The sequence below is a fragment of the Enterobacter cloacae complex sp. 372C4 genome (assembly GCF_050030615.1).
Lineage (GTDB): Bacteria > Pseudomonadota > Gammaproteobacteria > Enterobacterales > Enterobacteriaceae > Enterobacter > Enterobacter intestinihominis.
This window is the reverse complement of record NZ_JBLGUQ010000001.1, coordinates 672,721-687,826: the sequence shown is the minus strand read 5'-3', so window position 1 is coordinate 687,826 and position 15,106 is coordinate 672,721. Positions and strand designations below refer to the sequence as shown.

Genomic DNA, 15,106 nt, shown 5'->3' with positions numbered 1-15,106 from the left:
AAAAAAGCCCCGTCGATGACAGGGCTCGTGTATTACAGAATGCGGCTGATGAGGCGATCGATACGGATCCGACGTAGACGGCGAATCAGCTTGCGAACTTTCACCGGGTAATCAGCGATGCTTTGCAGATCGCGATAATGACGAACCACTGTGGTATGCGTGCGTATAAGCTCCAGCTCACGATCGCGTTTTGCGGCTAACGCATGCTGAGGATCGTGAATAAGAATGGCGTTTTCCAAATCCAGACGCCAGGCGCGTGGGTTCAGGTTATTACCGGTCAGCAGCATCCACTCGTCATCAACCCACATTCCTTTGAGATGATAACTGTTATCTTCATCTTTCCAGAGGCGCACGACGAGCTGGTCCGTGTTCACATAGTACTGTAAACGGCTCAGAAAGCGGCGCAGGTTAATCTCATAGAGATAAGGCAGTGCGCCGATGATCTTGAAAGGCTGATCTTCCGGAATGAAAAAGTCGTTTGCCGTTTTATCCCCGACAATGATTTCCACTTTTTTACCATCACGCAGCAACTGAATGATATTACGCACCAGAACGGCGGGAAGGTTGAAGTAAGGGGTGCAGATGGTGAGCTTATGCTCCGCGCACGGCATCAAATGGAAGATAGTCTTGTTCAGGAGGCTGGATTTACCCAGGCCTACCAGAGGCGTAACGGACAGTTCTTCATTATTGGCATCACCCTGGAAACGATAAACCGCATCGCGCAGCTCCTGGCGGAAGGAGCGAACGTCGTTTTTGATTTCCGGGCTTTTCGGGCGATGAGGATCGTCAAGACGGTGCACACCCCGGCCATGAACCAGGTTTTTATCAACCCAGTTGAACATGATGTCGGTCATCTGCGGATTACGGATAAGATGGTAGCGATCGTAACGGTATTTATCGAGCTGATGGAGATACACATCATTCAGACTGGCGCCGCTATAAAGGACGCTGTCATCAATGATAAATCCTTTAAAATGAAGAACGCCAAGCGCTTCACGGGTATTCACCGGTACGCCATATACCGGTATATCAATACCCGGATTTTCCTGGGCCATGCGGCAATACCAGTCAGCATTGGTATTCGAGGCAGCCGCACCAATACGGCCACGCTGAGCACGGTGCCAGTCAACCAGCACGCGAACATCCAGTTCCGGACGCTGACGTTTCGCTTCATAGAGCGCGTTCAGGATCGCACGCCCACCTTCATCTTGTTCAAGATAGAGCGCCACAATGCAAATACGTCGCGTAGCGCTGGCAATCTTTTCAAGAAGCGTCTCCCGGAAATGAGCGGGAGCATAAAAGAACTCTACATCATCAACTGACTGAGAAATCTTCGGTAGTTGAGCAAGGTGTTGTTGATGTTTATTACGCTTAAATTTTGACAACATCACAGTGCGTTTCTTCTCTGTTCATTGAAGGGTTGTCTGTACCAGGCAAACAACATAAGCGGACAATGATACCCCAGTGCCGGGAAAAGTGGGTAACATTTCCAGCAGCTTACTCTTGTTTATCCGTCGAAGTCAGGCTGAGGGACAAAGAGACAATGCCTTCATCCAGCTGGATATCAACGTCAAAACCGAGCTTCCGCGCCAGGGTCACCATACCCCGATTATTTGGCATAGTAATGCCATTGAGCCGTGACAATCCGTGATCGCGCGTATAACCAATGAGTTTTTCGAGCAGCCGTCTGCCCAAACCCAAACCTTTAAGATCGGAACGCACCAGTACGGCAAACTCCGCATCCACGTTATCCGGGTCGGAAATGGCACGCGTCACGCCGAGGATCTCCTCTCCCTCTGCGGAACGGCGGACCGCCACAATCGCCATTTCTCGATCGTAGTCGATCTGGGTCATATTGGCTAAATCGTCGTGGGTAAATTCATTAATTTCGCTGAAATAGCGATAGTACAAATCTTCTTTCGTCACCTGCGAGATGAACGCTCGCAGCAGCGGCTCGTCTTCCGGCAGGATAGGGCGAAACAGTGCCCGCTCTCCATTTTTCATCTCCACCCACTCTTCCAGATGGAGAGGATAAGGACGAATGGCGAGACGGCTTTCCCGTTCACCGACAAATGGCGCAATTTCCAGCGTCACGTCGAGGGCAGTGAAGTCATTTCCGGAAGCGAGGAGCGGGTGGATGTCCAGGCGCTGGATCTCCGCACAGTCAACAATGAGGTTGGAGACCTTCACCAGAAACTGGCTTAACCCGGCGATATCAAGCGGCCTCAGAGCGCTTCTGCCGCGGATTTTTTTACTTTTGATGGCCTGAATAACCAAATAACGCGCCAGGTTCATGTTTAGAGGTGGAAGCGCGACAGCCGCTTGTTCTTCTGGCCGCCATTCAACGCCGCCTTCACCCAGCATAATGAGTGGACCAAAAACCGGATCGTGTTCGACGACCACGCGCAGCTCCTGCGCACCTGCTCGGTTAGCCATGCTCTGCACCAGCAGGCCGTGGATCCGGGCCTGTGGCCACGTCATTTTAACGCGATCGATAATGGCATCCGCGGCCTGTTGTACTTCTGTCGCGGTGCGCAGATACAGCATGACGCCCTGAACATCCGATTTGTGCGGAATATCGGGGGAGCGCAGCTTCAGCGCGACCGGATAGCCAATCTGCTCAGCGATATGTACCGCCTCAGCGCTGTCACCGGCAATCCAGGTCGGCAGTGTTTGCATCCCATAGCTGCCAAGAATGGGTTGCACTTCATGCGTATCAAGCGAAGTGGCGCCCTCTTCGATGGCCTGTTGCAATAAACTGTGTACGTCCACCGAATTTGCTGTGAGGTTGCCCGGTAGGGCAGGCGTTTCACGCAGCTGCTTCTGGTTGCGGCGGTACTCAACCATATGCATAAACGCGGTTATGGTGCCCTCTGGCGTACGGTAGGTTGGCAACCCGGCTTCACTAAACAGACGTCGCGCTTCCTGCGAGGAGAACTCGCCGCACCAGTTGGTCAGCAGGGTGACGTATTTGCCGCGCGGATGCTTTCGGACAGCCTCAATCAGCGTTCGTGCACTTTCGCTGCCTGGCGCAACCGCGCTGGGCGAATGGATAATCATCAGCGCATCAAAGTCCTGGCTATCCAGCAAAATCGTGATCGCCTTAATGTAACGATCGCTGCTGGCATCATCGCGCAAATCGAGGGGATTATCGGGAACAACGCTTCCCGGTAACGCGTCCCGCAGGCGCTGGAGCGTCTCTTCACCCAGCGTGGCTAGCTTGCCGTTGCGTAGCCAGAGCTCGTCCAGCGCCAGGGCGGCGGGAGCGGCTCCGTTGCTGACAATCATCAGCTTTTCACCGCGCAGGGGACGCATGTGGCTCAACGTTTCGACGGCGGAAAAAAGCTCGTGCGTATCCTGTACCCGCAGTAAACCGGCGCGCTGGATCGCTGCATCCCATGCGGGATCCATCCCGGAATGGGAATGCAGCAGGCGCTGAGCCGCGGGGCTGCGCCCGCTTTTGATGACCAGAATCGGTTTATTACGCGATGCGCTACGCGACGCCGACACAAAACGACGGGCGTCGCTCAGGTGTTCAAGGTAGAGCAGGATAGCGCTGGTTTTGCTGTCACGCGCCAGGAAATCCAGCAGCTCATCGACGTCAATGTCCAGGCTGTCGCCGAGGGCGATGAAATAGGAAAAGCCCATCTCACGCTGCTGCGCCCAGTCGAGGATGGTATTGGATACCGCTGCCGACTGTGAAATAAAGGCCAGTTTGCCTTTACGGATCGGAACCGGGGAAAAACTGGCATTCAGCCCTTGCCAGGGCGCAAGCAGACCGAGGCTATTTGGACCAAGAATGCGCATCTGGTAGCGGCTGGCGCAGGCCAGCAGTTCGGGCTGCTGTTCAGGAGGCGAGGAAAGAATAATGCAGGTTTTACAGCCTTTCTGACCGAGCGACTCAAGCAATTCGAGGTTTCGTTTCGCATGCGTACAGAGCACGGCGAGGTCGGGAACAAACGGTAAACTTTGCACGTCCGGCCATGCCAGCACCCCCTGTACCGCTTTATAAGCGGGCGTAACGGGCATGACCGGGCCGTTAAACCCGCCAGCCAGCAGGTTACGCATCATCAGATACCCTGCGCGGTCCGGTTTTATCGAGGCGCCAATAACGGCAATGGATTTCGGACGGAGTAGCGCTTCTAACCCTCTCTGGCTCATGCAGGCCTCCTGTGAATGCAAGCGACCTGATGATTTTAAACGCTTTCTGTCTCTGTTGCTGTGACGCTACCCTTATGAACGGTTTTTCCTGCCAGATAACGTTCGCGGAAGCAGGAGAAGTGGGAGCTTAATGCGCTGGCCGCCTGGGTATCGCCCGCCAGATCCAGTAGCGCAATGGCGACTTCAGCGGTGCAATATTGACCCTCGGCATGCGCTTCTCGTAAGCGATAGGCCGAAACGCGCGACAGATCGACGGAAATCACCGGCAGCGCATCAAGATAAGGGCTTTTGCGAAACATCTTTCTTGCTTCGGTCCAGGTGCCGTCGAGCATAATAAACAGCGGCGGCTTACCGGATGGTGGCGCCGTAAGCACCTGGCGTTGTTCGCCTGCATATGATGCCGGGAAAACGACCATGGGCTGATAGTCCGGGTTTGCCACCAGGTCAAGCAGAGCCTGAGGTGGCTCAGTGCGCGACCACTGAAACGCTGCGGTATTGGGCAGAATATCGGCGATCAAACGCCCCGTGTTGCTGGGCTTCATCGGTTCGGTATCGAACATGACCAGACAAAAACGGCTTTTAGCCTCGCTCGGTGCAAGCGTTTCGCACAGACACACTTTCAGCGGTAAAAGGCAGCGCTGGCAGCGGCGAATACGATTGCCTCGGGCCAGAAAAGGGCGGGTTGCGCGCGCAAGGCGCTCGGCGCGTAATTGAAGTACAGCGTTATCAGTCATGGGCGAAAAGGCAGGAAAAACCCCATTTTCGCAGAGGAGAGAACGGGGCACAAGATGTGCCCCGTGAATGTTACAGGGATTCGTTTAACCAGCTGTCGAAAGGCGCCTTCGGTACTGCACCATTGAGCATGTCGATCACTTCCCCATTTTTGAAAATCATAATGGTTGGAATGCTGCGAATGCGAAAACGGGCGCTGAGTTCACGTTCCGCTTCGGTATTCACTTTAACAAAACGCATTTTCCCGCTGCGCTCTTCAGCCACGTCTTCGAAGATGGGCGCAAAGTTACGGCAGGGGCCGCACCACGGTGCCCAGAAATCGACCACAACCGGCAGATCGTCCTTGAGGAGTTTGTCCAGCGTAGCACCCGTCGCGTTAATGACATCGCCATCAAATAATTCGTGGCCACAACGCCCGCATTTCGCACCGTCATCCATCCGATCGTCCGGAATGCGGTTTAAAGCCTGACAGTTGGCACATACGGTATTCATAACTAACCTCTGATAGAGCCGTGGAACAACGGCAGAACGCCGATAATGTTTCTGATATGTTACATATTATCAGTGAGCCTGTATAAATCGACAACGCGTTTTATTCAATGGGAACAATAGTCACAGGCTTTTGTACGAAATTATGGCTATGAGCTTGCACATCGGGTAATCTGCGCGCTTCGCGCAGCGCTGGTGGAGAAAAGCATGAACGACGAAATGAAAAACAAAAGCGGCAAGGTCAAAGTGATGTATGTCCGCAGTGATGATGACTCTGATAAACGCACCCAAAATCCGCGTACCGGAAAAGGTGGCGGGCGTCCGGCGTCTTCTCGTGCAGACGGTGGCCGTCGCCCCGCCCGCGATGACAGAAATAACCGCGGCGATGACCGCAAACGTGATGACCGTAAGCGTGACGATCGCAAACGCGATGATTTTGTCCGCGACGGTGGATCGCCATGGCGTACCGTTTCTCGCGCGCCCGGTGAAGAGGCGACCGAAAAAGCCGATCACGGCGGTATCAGCGGAAAAAGCTTTATCGATCCGGAAGTGCTGCGTCGTCAGCGTGCGGAAGAAACCCGTGTATATGGCGAGAACGCCTGTCAGGCCCTGTTCCAGAGCCGCCCGGAGTGTATCGTTCGCGCATGGTTTATCCAGAGCGTGACCCCGCGCTTTAAAGAAGCGCTGCGCTGGATGGCGGCGAACCGTAAAGCCTACCACGTGGTTGACGATGCCGAGCTGACAAAAGCGTCCGGGACTGAACACCACGGCGGCGTCTGCTTCCTGATCAAAAAACGTAACGGCACCACCGTGCAGCAGTGGGTCAGCCAGGCGGATGCCGATGACTGTGTGCTGGCGCTGGAAGATGTGGGTAACCCGCATAACCTGGGCGCTATGATGCGTAGCTGCGCGCACTTTGGCGTGAAAGGCGTTCTGTTGCAGGATGCCGCGCTGCTGGAATCCGGTGCGGCAATCCGTACCGCGGAAGGCGGTGCTGAGCATGTTCAGCCGATCACCGGCGACAGCGTGCTGGAGGCTCTTGAGCAATTCCGTAACGCGGGCTACACCATTGTCACCACCTCAAGCCGTGCCGCTACGCCGCTGTTTAAAGCGACGTTGCCGCGCAAAATGGTACTGGTGTTAGGTCAGGAGCGCGATGGTCTGTCTGATGCGGCACTCTCCAGCGCTGACATGAGCGTTTCTATCGACGGCACTGGCAACGTTGAAAGCCTGAACGTATCCGTTGCGACCGGCGTGCTGCTGGCCGAATGGTGGCGTCAGAACAAAGCATAAGCCTTTTATGTGCCGGGCCTGACCCGGCACATTCAAACCCTACTCACTCTCTGCCGGTAACACAGGCATCCAGTCAATCGGCTTTTCGCCACGCTTTTCCAGCCACTCATTCGTCAGAACAAAATGGTTACTGCCAAAGAAACCGCGATGCGCAGACAGCGGCGACGGGTGCGGTGCCTTCAGTACGTGATGACGCTGACGATCGATAATCGCCCCTTTCTTTTGGGCATGTGAACCCCAGAGTAAAAACACGACGCCTTCACGATGCTCATTGATCAGGCTGATAACCTTATCGGTAAAGGTTTCCCATCCCAGACTGGCGTGGGAGTGTGCCTGACCCGCCCGGACGGTTAATACGGTATTCAGCAACAGAACGCCCTGGCGCGCCCAGCTTTCCAGATAACCGTGATTAGGGCGGGTGAAACCCGGAATCGTTCCTTCCAGCTCTTTATACATATTCAGCAGAGAAGGGGGAATGGCCACGCCCGGACGCACGGAAAATGCCAGTCCGTGAGCCTGCCCGGGACCATGGTACGGATCCTGCCCCAGTATAACCACCTTCACGTCGCTCAGTTCGGTGTAGCGAAAGGCGTTAAATACATCTTTCTGCGGTGGATAAATTGTCTGGCCGGCCTGCCGTTCAGCCGCAACGGTACTGAGGGTATTAATAAAATAGGGCTGCTGCTTCTCTTCTGCCAGCACGTCATGCCAGGTTAAAGGTGTTGTCATCTCGCTCTCCTGCGAATTTCATTCTCTGCCTAGCTTACCTGCTAATGCCTGGTGAGCAAAATTACCCGCGGAAAAGCGGCTAAGTGTCTCAATTTATGTTGAAAACCAGGCAGGGTAAGTTGAATTGGTAAATCATTAAAATTGATCTAAAACAAAAAATTCAGACCACACTCTTTATGTGGTTAGTGATTTTGTTGATTTAAATCAATAAATCACCCGGGTCTGAATGTTATATATACACACAACAAACAATGGTTTTACCAATTGGCCGCAAAAGGCCAGCATCAGTTAATGTAGCCTAAGGGAGGCAACACATGATTACAGGTATCCAGATTACTAAAGCTGCAAATGACGATCTGCTGAACTCTTTCTGGCTGCTGGACAGCGAGAAAAACGAAGCGCGCTGTGTAGTAGCGAAAGCAGGTTTTGCGGAAGACGAAATCGTTCCGGTGAGCAAACTGGGCGAAATTGAATACCGTGAAATTCCAATGCAAGTGCAACCAGAAGTGCGCGTGGAAGGTGGTCAGCACCTGAACGTTAACGTCCTGCGTCGTGAAACGCTGATGGATGCTGTTGAGAACCCAGAAAAATACCCGCAGCTGACCATCCGTGTGTCTGGCTATGCGGTGCGTTTCAACTCTCTGACTCCGGAACAGCAGCGCGACGTTATCGCCCGTACCTTTACTGAAAGCCTGTAAGGTTTCAGCTTCGGGGGTGGAATAAAAAAGCCGGGAATGTCCCGGCTTTTTTTTACTCTTCAGTTTTTGTCTCTGGCGCAGCAGAACTTGGCTTACGGCGCTTACCAATATTTTTGGTATCGCGGTGGCGCTGCTTCACGCGCGGCTTCTCTTTTTCTTTCTCTTTTCTCTCAGCACGTTTCGCGAGCGCTTTCTTAGACGGTTTACCCGTCATTTTTTCACTCGGTGCACGTGTCGTCGGACGAAGTTCGTCAATCACACGAGCTTTTAGCGGCTCATCAACGTAGCGGCCAATTTTTTGGAGCAGCAGATGGTCGTGCGCTTCTACCAGAGAAATAGCAATCCCTTTGCGGCCCGCACGGCCGGTACGACCAATACGGTGCAGGTAAGTATCACCGCTGCGCGGCATATCAAAGTTGATCACATGGCTCACGTCCGGGATGTCGATCCCGCGCGCGGCAACGTCGGTTGCAACCAGCACATTCACGCGACCATCGGTCAGGCGCTTAATCCCTTCGGTACGCTTAACCTGTGCCATTTCACCTTCGAGATAGCAGTTGTTGATGCCAGCGTTGCGCAGCATTTCTGCCAGCTCATGCACGCGCTCGCGTTTACGTACGAAGACGATGGTACGGGTTGCTTCTTCCTGCTTCAGCAGATGTTTCAGCAACTCAACCTTATGCTCAAGGTTATCTGCGCGGTAGTACCACTGGTGGATCTTCTTACGCTCACGCGTCGATGGCGTAGCGGACACTTCCACCGGATCTTCCAGCAGACGTTCGGCGAAATCTTTAATGGCATCCCCTTCAAGGGTTGCCGAGAACAGCATTGTCTGGTTACGCCAGCGCGTTTCACCCGCGATGTGTTCGATATCCTGGGCAAAGCCCATGTCCAGCATGCGGTCAGCTTCATCGAGAATCAGCGTTTCCACCGCCCGGCAGTCGAAGTTCTCTTCTTTTATGTATTGCAGCAGACGGCCTGTCGTCGCGACAACGATATCCTGGTTTTCGCTGAACACTTCGGCGTGGTTCATATACGCTACGCCGCCAGTGATGGTCGCGATATCCAGATGGGTGTTCGCCGCCAGCTCACGCGCGTGTTCGGCAACCTGCATCGCCAGTTCACGGGTCGGGGTCAGGATCAAAATGCGCGGCGGCCCTGATTTTTTACGCGGAAAATCGAGCAAATGCTGCAACACAGGCAGCAAGTAGGCTGCTGTCTTCCCCGTGCCGGTTGGCGCAGAACCGAGCACATCGCGGCCCTCAAGCGCAGGCGGAATGGCCGCGGCCTGAATGGCGGTCGGGCGTGTAAAGCCTTTACTCTCAAGAGCATTGAGCAGGCTTTCATCGAGTTCAAGTTCGGAAAAAGTCGTTACAGTCATGTTCTACCTCTGTGTGGGGCGCTGATTATAGACGTTACGGCTGTAATCTTCATCTGTTTGTATGGATATCGCTTTTCGACCACTTCGCTTTCCCCTATGCTACTCCAGTTTCACACAGAAGGTTGCCCTGACATGTCTCAACTCAAAGCGCAGTTGCGCCGCGATGGTTTTACGTTTAAACAATTTTTTGTGGCGCACGATCGTTGCGCAATGAAAGTCGGTACAGACGGTATTTTACTGGGTGCATGGGCCCCTGTCGCAGGTGTAAAACGCATTCTGGATATTGGTACGGGCAGCGGACTTCAGGCGCTGATGCTGGCGCAGCGTACAGAAGAACACGTCACTATCGACGCCGTTGAGCTTGATCCTCAGGCGGCCCAGCAGGCAAGCGAAAACGCTGCCGATTCTCCGTGGGCAGAACGGATCAGGGTGGAATGCGCCGATGTCCTGACCTGGGCACCGGAGCAGACTGCGCGTTACGATTTGATCGTCAGCAATCCGCCGTATTTCACGCCAGGTGTGGAGTGTGGAACGCCGGAACGCGAGCAGGCACGTTACACCGGCTCGCTCGATCACAAGGCGCTACTGACCAGCGCGGCGGAACTCATCTCGGAAGAGGGATTTTTCTGCGTGGTCTTGCCCGAAAGCACGGGTAACACCTTCATTGAGATCGCTCGGGATATCGGCTGGAGTTTGCATCTTCGTACCGATATTTCGGATACGGAAGGTCGCTTACCGCACCGTGTGTTGCTGGCGCTCTCGCCGAAAGAGGGGGAGTGCTTTACCGACAGGATGGTTATTCGCGGGCCAGACCAGCGTTATTCCGAAGATTACACTGCCCTGACCCAGGCCTTTTATCTGTTTATGTGAACCTGCGGCGTCAACACCGACGGGCCGGACGTTTCCAGCGGGTCGGGATAGTCCAGCGTATAATGCAGGCCACGACTCTCTTTGCGCATCATCGCACAGCGTACAATCAGCTCGGCAACCTGCACAAGGTTGCGCAGCTCCAGCAGATTATTGGAAACGCGGAAGTTGGCGTAATATTCATCAATTTCCTGCTGCAACATCATGATGCGGCGTAACGCGCGTTCCAGACGCTTCGTTGTGCGTACAATCCCGACATAATCCCACATGAGAAGCCGCAGCTCGTGCCAGTTATGCTGGATAACCACCAGTTCGTCCGGGTTCTCTACCCGACTTTCATCCCATGCTGGCAGGTGCGTTGTTGGACGTGCATAGGGCATGCGTTTGGTTATATCTTCCGCAGCCGACCACCCATACACAAGACACTCCAGCAATGAGTTTGATGCCATGCGATTCGCACCATGCAGGCCGGTGTAACTGACCTCGCCGATCGCATACAAACCATCCACGTCGGTACGACCATGATCGTCAACCATCACCCCGCCACAGGTATAGTGGGCGGCAGGCACAATCGGCACCGGATCGCGGGTTAAATCGATACCCAGACTCAGCAGCTTTTCATAAATCATCGGGAAGTGCTGGCGAATAAAGTCTGCCGGTTTATGGCTAATGTCCAGATACATACAGTCCACGCCAAGCCGCTTCATCTCGTGGTCAATGGCGCGGGCCACGATATCCCGCGGGGCAAGTTCACCTCGGGGGTCGAAGTCCGGCATAAACCTGGAACCGTCCGGTCGCTTGAGATACGCGCCTTCGCCGCGCAACGCTTCAGTTAACAGGAAGTTACGTGCCTGCGGGTGGAACAGGGCGGTAGGATGGAACTGATTAAACTCCATATTCGCTACGCGGCAGCCTGCGCGCCAGGCCATGGCGATACCGTCTCCGGAGGCGATATCCGGGTTAGTCGTGTACTGGTAAACCTTGGAGGCGCCGCCGGTCGCCAGCACAACGGCTTTAGCCTGGCAGGTTTCCACCTTCTCTTTATTCCGATTCCACACCCATGCGCCGACAACACGGCGCGTGCCGGGCAGGCCAATTTTATCGGAAATAATCAGGTCGACGGCGTTACTGCGCTCCAGCACCCGAATATTAGGATGGCTGAGGGCTTTGCTGACCAGCGTGGTTTCAACCGCTTTTCCTGTTGCATCAGCAGCGTGCAGAATACGGCGATGGCTGTGCCCGCCTTCACGGGTCAGATGATAGCTCTCTTCACCATTAGGCTGAACCTGCGTATCAAACAGCACGCCCTGGTCGATAAGCCATTGCACGCAGTGGCGGGCATTGCTGGCGACAAACTCTGCGGCATGCTCATCCACGATCCCGGCACCGGCAATCAGAGTGTCTTCTACGTGTGAGGCAATGCTGTCCGTTTCATCAAACACGGCGGCAATACCGCCTTGTGCATAGAAGGTGGAACCTTCGCTCATCGGCCCTTTACTCAGCACGATTACGTTCTGATGTTCCGCCAGGCGCAGCGCGAGGGAGAGGCCAGCAGCACCGCTGCCGATAATCAGTACATCACAATGGAGTTCAGGCGTTGTATTCATGATGTTTGTTTAATTTACTAAACATGGTCTGGGCAGAATAGCATTGTGATGCGAGTTATCGCACGTTTTTTTTGAAGCGTGTTGCAATGACTAAACGGATGGCCGGAAGTTAAATCATCGCTAAATGACTGGAATTATTTTGCGAAGCAGATCGTTAGCTTCAGATTTTGTGGTGAAATAAAGCCTGTGTTGCGTTACTCTTCTGACGATAAAGTTAATGATTCTTGTCAGAAAGCGGGTGCGTATCGTGAACAGACTTATAATGAGAGAAAATGAACGGTCTGCGGCGCGATGAACAAAAACAAAGGCGTTACGGAACTTATTGAAGAACAGACGCTCTAATTCGGTGCTTGCTCAAAGTGCAATGTTGTTAGAGTGGCGTTTCGATAACGCGTGGAATTTGGTTTGGGGAGACATTACCTCGGATGAGCGAGCAGTTAACGGACCAGGTCCTGGTTGAACGGGTCCAGAAGGGAGATCAGAAAGCTTTTAACCTACTGGTGGTGCGCTACCAGCATAAGGTAGCGAGTCTGGTTTCCCGCTATGTGCCGTCAGGCGATGTTCCTGATGTGGTACAAGAGTCTTTTATTAAGGCCTATCGCGCGCTGGATTCATTCCGGGGGGATAGTGCTTTTTATACCTGGCTGTATCGTATTGCAGTCAATACGGCTAAGAATTATTTGGTTGCTCAGGGGCGTCGTCCGCCTTCAAGTGATGTTGACGCTATCGATGCAGAAAACTTCGAAAGTGGCGGCGCGCTGAAAGAAATTTCGAACCCTGAGAACTTAATGTTGTCAGAAGAACTGAGACAAATCGTTTTTCGCACGATCGAGTCGCTCCCGGAAGATTTACGCATGGCAATTACGTTACGGGAGCTGGATGGCCTAAGCTATGAAGAGATAGCCGCCATCATGGATTGTCCGGTCGGCACGGTTCGTTCACGAATTTTCCGTGCGCGAGAAGCCATTGATAATAAAGTTCAACCGCTTATCAGGCGTTGACGATAGCGGGATACTGGAAAAGGTATTAGGCATGCAGAAAGAAAAACTTTCCGCTTTAATGGATGGTGAAATGCTGGATAGTGAGCTGCTCGATGAGTTGTCTCATTCTCCCGAAATGCAACAGACCTGGGAGAACTATCATCTTATCCGCGACACTCTGCGGGGTGATACCAGCGATGTTCTCCATTTCGATATCTCAGCACGCGTTATGGCGGCCATTGAGAACGAACCTGTTCATCAGACCACGCCGCTTATTCCTGAAGCGCAGCCTGCACCTCACCAATGGCAGAAAATGCCGTTCTGGCACAAGGTGCGTCCATGGGCCAGCCAGCTCACCCAGATGGGAGTCGCTGCGTGTGTATCGCTTGCAGTTATCGTTGGGGTCCAGCACTATAATACCCAGTCTGAAGCCAGTCAGCAGCCTGAAGCGCCAGTGTTCAATACGCTGCCGATGATGGGTAAAGCCAGTCCGGTTAGCCTGGGCGTACCGGCAGATGCCTCCGCAAGCGGCGGACAGCAACAGCAGGTACAGGAGCAGCGTCGTCGCATTAATGCGATGTTGCAGGATTACGAGTTGCAGCGTCGTCTGCACTCCGAGCAGCTTCAGTTTGAGCAGGCCCAAACCCAGCAGGCTGCTGTGCAGGTGCCAGGAAACCAAACTTTAGGAACGCAATCGCAGTAATGAAGCAACTTTGGTTCGCCATGTCTTTGATGGCGGGTAGCCTGTTCTTCTCTGCTAACGCCTCGGCTGATGTTTCATCCGGGGCGTTGTTGCAGCAAATGAATCTGGCCAGCCAGTCACTCAATTACGAGTTGGCATTTATTAGCATCAATAAGCAGGGTGTCGAATCGTTACGCTATCGTCACGCCCGTCTTGATAATCAGCCGCTCGCCCAGCTTTTACAGATGGATGGCCCGCGTCGGGAAGTGGTCCAGCGTGGGAACGAAATCAGCTATTTCGAGCCAGGCCTTGAGCCGTTTACGCTCAATGGTGACTACATCGTTGATTCCCTGCCATCGCTCATTTACACCGATTTTAAACGTCTCGCCCCCTACTATGATTTTATCTCAGTGGGGCGAACGCGTATTGCCGACAGGTTGTGCGAAGTGATCCGCGTAGTCGCGCGGGATGGGACACGTTACAGCTATATCGTCTGGATTGACGCAGAGACGAAGCTGCCGATGCGCGTTGATCTTCTCGATCGCGACGGTGAAACGCTGGAGCAGTTCCGCGTGATCTCCTTCGACGTGAACGGTCAGGTTGGCAACAGTATGCAGAATCTGGCCAAAGCCAGCCTGCCGCCTTTGCTTTCCGTACCTGCCGGCGATTCTGTCAATTTCAACTGGGTACCTTCCTGGATCCCGCAAGGATTCAGCGAAGTATCCAGCAGCCGTCGCCAGCTGCCGACTATCGAAACACCGGTTGAGTCGCGCCTCTATTCCGATGGGCTATTTAGCTTCTCGGTGAATATCAATCGCGCTACGGCGAACAGTTCCGAACAGATGCTCCGTACCGGTCGCCGGACGGTTAGCACGACGGTACGCGATAATGCGGAAATTACCATTGTTGGTGAATTACCGCCGCCAACAGCAAAACGTATTTCAGACAGCATTAAATTCAGGGCTGCGCAATGATTAAAGAGTGGGCGACGGTCGTATCCTGGCAGGATGGCGTAGCGCTTGTCAGCTGTGACGTTAAAGCATCATGCAGCAGCTGCGCTTCGCGAGCCGGTTGCGGCAGCCGCGTATTGAATAAGCTGGGGCCGCAAACGTCGCACACTATTGCTGTGTCGAGCGATCAGCCGCTGGTGGCAGGGCAAAAAGTGGAGCTCGGCATCGCTGAAGGCAGCCTGCTCACTTCCGCCATACTGGTTTACCTCTCTCCGCTCGCCGGACTGTTTGTGATGGGCGGGGTTTTCCAGATGCTGTTCGGCACAGATTTGGCCGCCATGTGCGGTGCCGCCTTGGGCGGTGTGGGCGGGTTCTGGCTTGCTAAAGGCGTTTCCCCAAGGCTTACCGCCCGGGAAGCCTGGCAGCCCGTCATTCTCAGCGTTGCACTGGCACCCGACCAACTTCGTGTTGAGACGCTCTCTTCTGAGGCCCGGTGATCTGCCGGGCTTTATTATTATTTACATCGCAATAAAGTAA

14 protein-coding genes are annotated in these 15,106 nt (G+C 53.9%); 7 read left to right on the top strand and 7 right to left on the bottom strand.

Features of this window, described 5'->3' with window-relative positions; genetic code table 11:
• Positions 1-32: 32 nt before the first annotated feature.
• The 4 genes from pssA to trxC form a co-directional block, all read right to left on the bottom strand.
• Positions 33-1,388: a CDP-diacylglycerol--serine O-phosphatidyltransferase gene (gene pssA / locus ACQG11_RS03245; RefSeq protein ID WP_023306731.1), complete on the bottom strand. Its 1,356-nt coding sequence runs from the start codon at positions 1,386-1,388 to the stop codon at positions 33-35.
• 109 nt (positions 1,389-1,497) lie between these two features.
• A complete protein-coding gene (locus ACQG11_RS03240) occupies positions 1,498-4,161 on the bottom strand; it encodes a bifunctional acetate--CoA ligase family protein/GNAT family N-acetyltransferase (protein ID WP_426728173.1) in 2,664 nt (887 codons plus the stop codon).
• Positions 4,162-4,196: 35 nt separating this feature from the next.
• Positions 4,197-4,895 carry a tRNA-uridine aminocarboxypropyltransferase gene (gene tapT, locus ACQG11_RS03235; protein ID WP_022649050.1) on the bottom strand — a complete coding sequence of 233 codons (699 nt, stop codon included), beginning with the start codon at positions 4,893-4,895 and terminating at the stop codon, positions 4,197-4,199.
• A 70-nt stretch (positions 4,896-4,965) separates the two neighbouring features.
• A complete protein-coding gene (gene trxC / locus ACQG11_RS03230) occupies positions 4,966-5,385 on the bottom strand; it encodes a thioredoxin TrxC (RefSeq protein ID WP_003860733.1) in 420 nt (139 codons plus the stop codon).
• A 204-nt stretch (positions 5,386-5,589) separates the two neighbouring features.
• Here trxC and ACQG11_RS03225 point away from each other — a divergent pair, with 204 nt between their 5' ends.
• Positions 5,590-6,675: a tRNA/rRNA methyltransferase gene (locus ACQG11_RS03225; protein ID WP_023300740.1), complete on the top strand. Its 1,086-nt coding sequence runs from the start codon at positions 5,590-5,592 to the stop codon at positions 6,673-6,675.
• A 39-nt stretch (positions 6,676-6,714) separates the two neighbouring features.
• Here the strand turns inward: ACQG11_RS03225 and ung are convergent, their stop codons facing one another.
• Positions 6,715-7,404: a uracil-DNA glycosylase gene (gene ung / locus ACQG11_RS03220; RefSeq protein ID WP_003860729.1), complete on the bottom strand. Its 690-nt coding sequence runs from the start codon at positions 7,402-7,404 to the stop codon at positions 6,715-6,717.
• Between the two features lie 314 nt (positions 7,405-7,718).
• On the opposite strand from ung, the gene grcA reads away from it, so the two are divergent.
• On the top strand, positions 7,719-8,102 hold the full coding sequence (gene grcA, locus ACQG11_RS03215) for an autonomous glycyl radical cofactor GrcA (RefSeq protein WP_022649048.1): 384 nt from the start codon (positions 7,719-7,721) through the stop codon (positions 8,100-8,102).
• A 52-nt stretch (positions 8,103-8,154) separates the two neighbouring features.
• Here grcA and srmB read toward each other — a convergent pair whose 3' ends face one another.
• On the bottom strand, positions 8,155-9,483 hold the full coding sequence (srmB, locus tag ACQG11_RS03210; protein WP_022649047.1) for an ATP-dependent RNA helicase SrmB: 1,329 nt from the start codon (positions 9,481-9,483) through the stop codon (positions 8,155-8,157).
• Between the two features lie 132 nt (positions 9,484-9,615).
• On the opposite strand from srmB, the gene trmN reads away from it, so the two are divergent.
• Complete coding sequence (trmN, locus tag ACQG11_RS03205) at positions 9,616-10,353, top strand: tRNA(1)(Val) (adenine(37)-N(6))-methyltransferase TrmN (protein WP_426728172.1); 738 nt, start codon at positions 9,616-9,618, stop codon at positions 10,351-10,353.
• On the opposite strand, the gene nadB is transcribed toward trmN, so the two are convergent.
• A complete protein-coding gene (gene nadB, locus ACQG11_RS03200) occupies positions 10,338-11,957 on the bottom strand; it encodes an L-aspartate oxidase (RefSeq protein WP_022649045.1) in 1,620 nt (539 codons plus the stop codon). The two genes, trmN and nadB, sit on opposite strands and share 16 nt — an antisense overlap.
• A 425-nt stretch (positions 11,958-12,382) precedes the next feature.
• Between nadB and rpoE the strand changes: the two genes are divergently transcribed.
• The 4 genes from rpoE to rseC are packed head-to-tail and all read left to right on the top strand — an operon-like array spanning position 12,383 to position 15,066.
• Positions 12,383-12,958 carry an RNA polymerase sigma factor RpoE gene (gene rpoE / locus ACQG11_RS03195; protein ID WP_006176728.1) on the top strand — a complete coding sequence of 192 codons (576 nt, stop codon included), beginning with the start codon at positions 12,383-12,385 and terminating at the stop codon, positions 12,956-12,958.
• Between the two features lie 31 nt (positions 12,959-12,989).
• Positions 12,990-13,640: an anti-sigma-E factor RseA gene (gene rseA, locus ACQG11_RS03190; protein WP_022649044.1), complete on the top strand. Its 651-nt coding sequence runs from the start codon at positions 12,990-12,992 to the stop codon at positions 13,638-13,640.
• The gene (gene rseB, locus ACQG11_RS03185) at positions 13,640-14,593 is read left to right on the top strand and encodes a sigma-E factor regulatory protein RseB (RefSeq protein ID WP_022649043.1); all 954 of its coding nucleotides are present in this window, start codon (positions 13,640-13,642) and stop codon (positions 14,591-14,593) included. The genes rseA and rseB overlap by 1 nt, the downstream gene beginning before the upstream one ends.
• Positions 14,590-15,066, top strand: coding sequence for a SoxR-reducing system protein RseC (gene rseC / locus ACQG11_RS03180; protein ID WP_022649042.1), 477 nt, complete (start codon positions 14,590-14,592; stop codon positions 15,064-15,066). The genes rseB and rseC overlap by 4 nt, the downstream gene beginning before the upstream one ends.
• Positions 15,067-15,106: the final 40 nt, after the last annotated feature.

Coding starts and splice junctions, on each gene's coding strand:
- ACQG11_RS03225 (WP_023300740.1), top strand. CDS start 5,590: ATGAACGACGAAATGAAAAACAAAAGCGGCAAGGTCAAAGTGATGTAT.
- nadB (WP_022649045.1), bottom strand. CDS start 11,957: ATGAATACAACGCCTGAACTCCATTGTGATGTACTGATTATCGGCAGC.
- srmB (WP_022649047.1), bottom strand. CDS start 9,483: ATGACTGTAACGACTTTTTCCGAACTTGAACTCGATGAAAGCCTGCTC.
- rseA (WP_022649044.1), top strand. CDS start 12,990: ATGCAGAAAGAAAAACTTTCCGCTTTAATGGATGGTGAAATGCTGGAT.
- grcA (WP_022649048.1), top strand. CDS start 7,719: ATGATTACAGGTATCCAGATTACTAAAGCTGCAAATGACGATCTGCTG.
- ACQG11_RS03240 (WP_426728173.1), bottom strand. CDS start 4,161: ATGAGCCAGAGAGGGTTAGAAGCGCTACTCCGTCCGAAATCCATTGCC.
- pssA (WP_023306731.1), bottom strand. CDS start 1,388: ATGTTGTCAAAATTTAAGCGTAATAAACATCAACAACACCTTGCTCAA.
- rpoE (WP_006176728.1), top strand. CDS start 12,383: ATGAGCGAGCAGTTAACGGACCAGGTCCTGGTTGAACGGGTCCAGAAG.
- trxC (WP_003860733.1), bottom strand. CDS start 5,385: ATGAATACCGTATGTGCCAACTGTCAGGCTTTAAACCGCATTCCGGAC.
- trmN (WP_426728172.1), top strand. CDS start 9,616: ATGTCTCAACTCAAAGCGCAGTTGCGCCGCGATGGTTTTACGTTTAAA.
- tapT (WP_022649050.1), bottom strand. CDS start 4,895: ATGACTGATAACGCTGTACTTCAATTACGCGCCGAGCGCCTTGCGCGC.
- rseC (WP_022649042.1), top strand. CDS start 14,590: ATGATTAAAGAGTGGGCGACGGTCGTATCCTGGCAGGATGGCGTAGCG.
- ung (WP_003860729.1), bottom strand. CDS start 7,404: ATGACAACACCTTTAACCTGGCATGACGTGCTGGCAGAAGAGAAGCAG.
- rseB (WP_022649043.1), top strand. CDS start 13,640: ATGAAGCAACTTTGGTTCGCCATGTCTTTGATGGCGGGTAGCCTGTTC.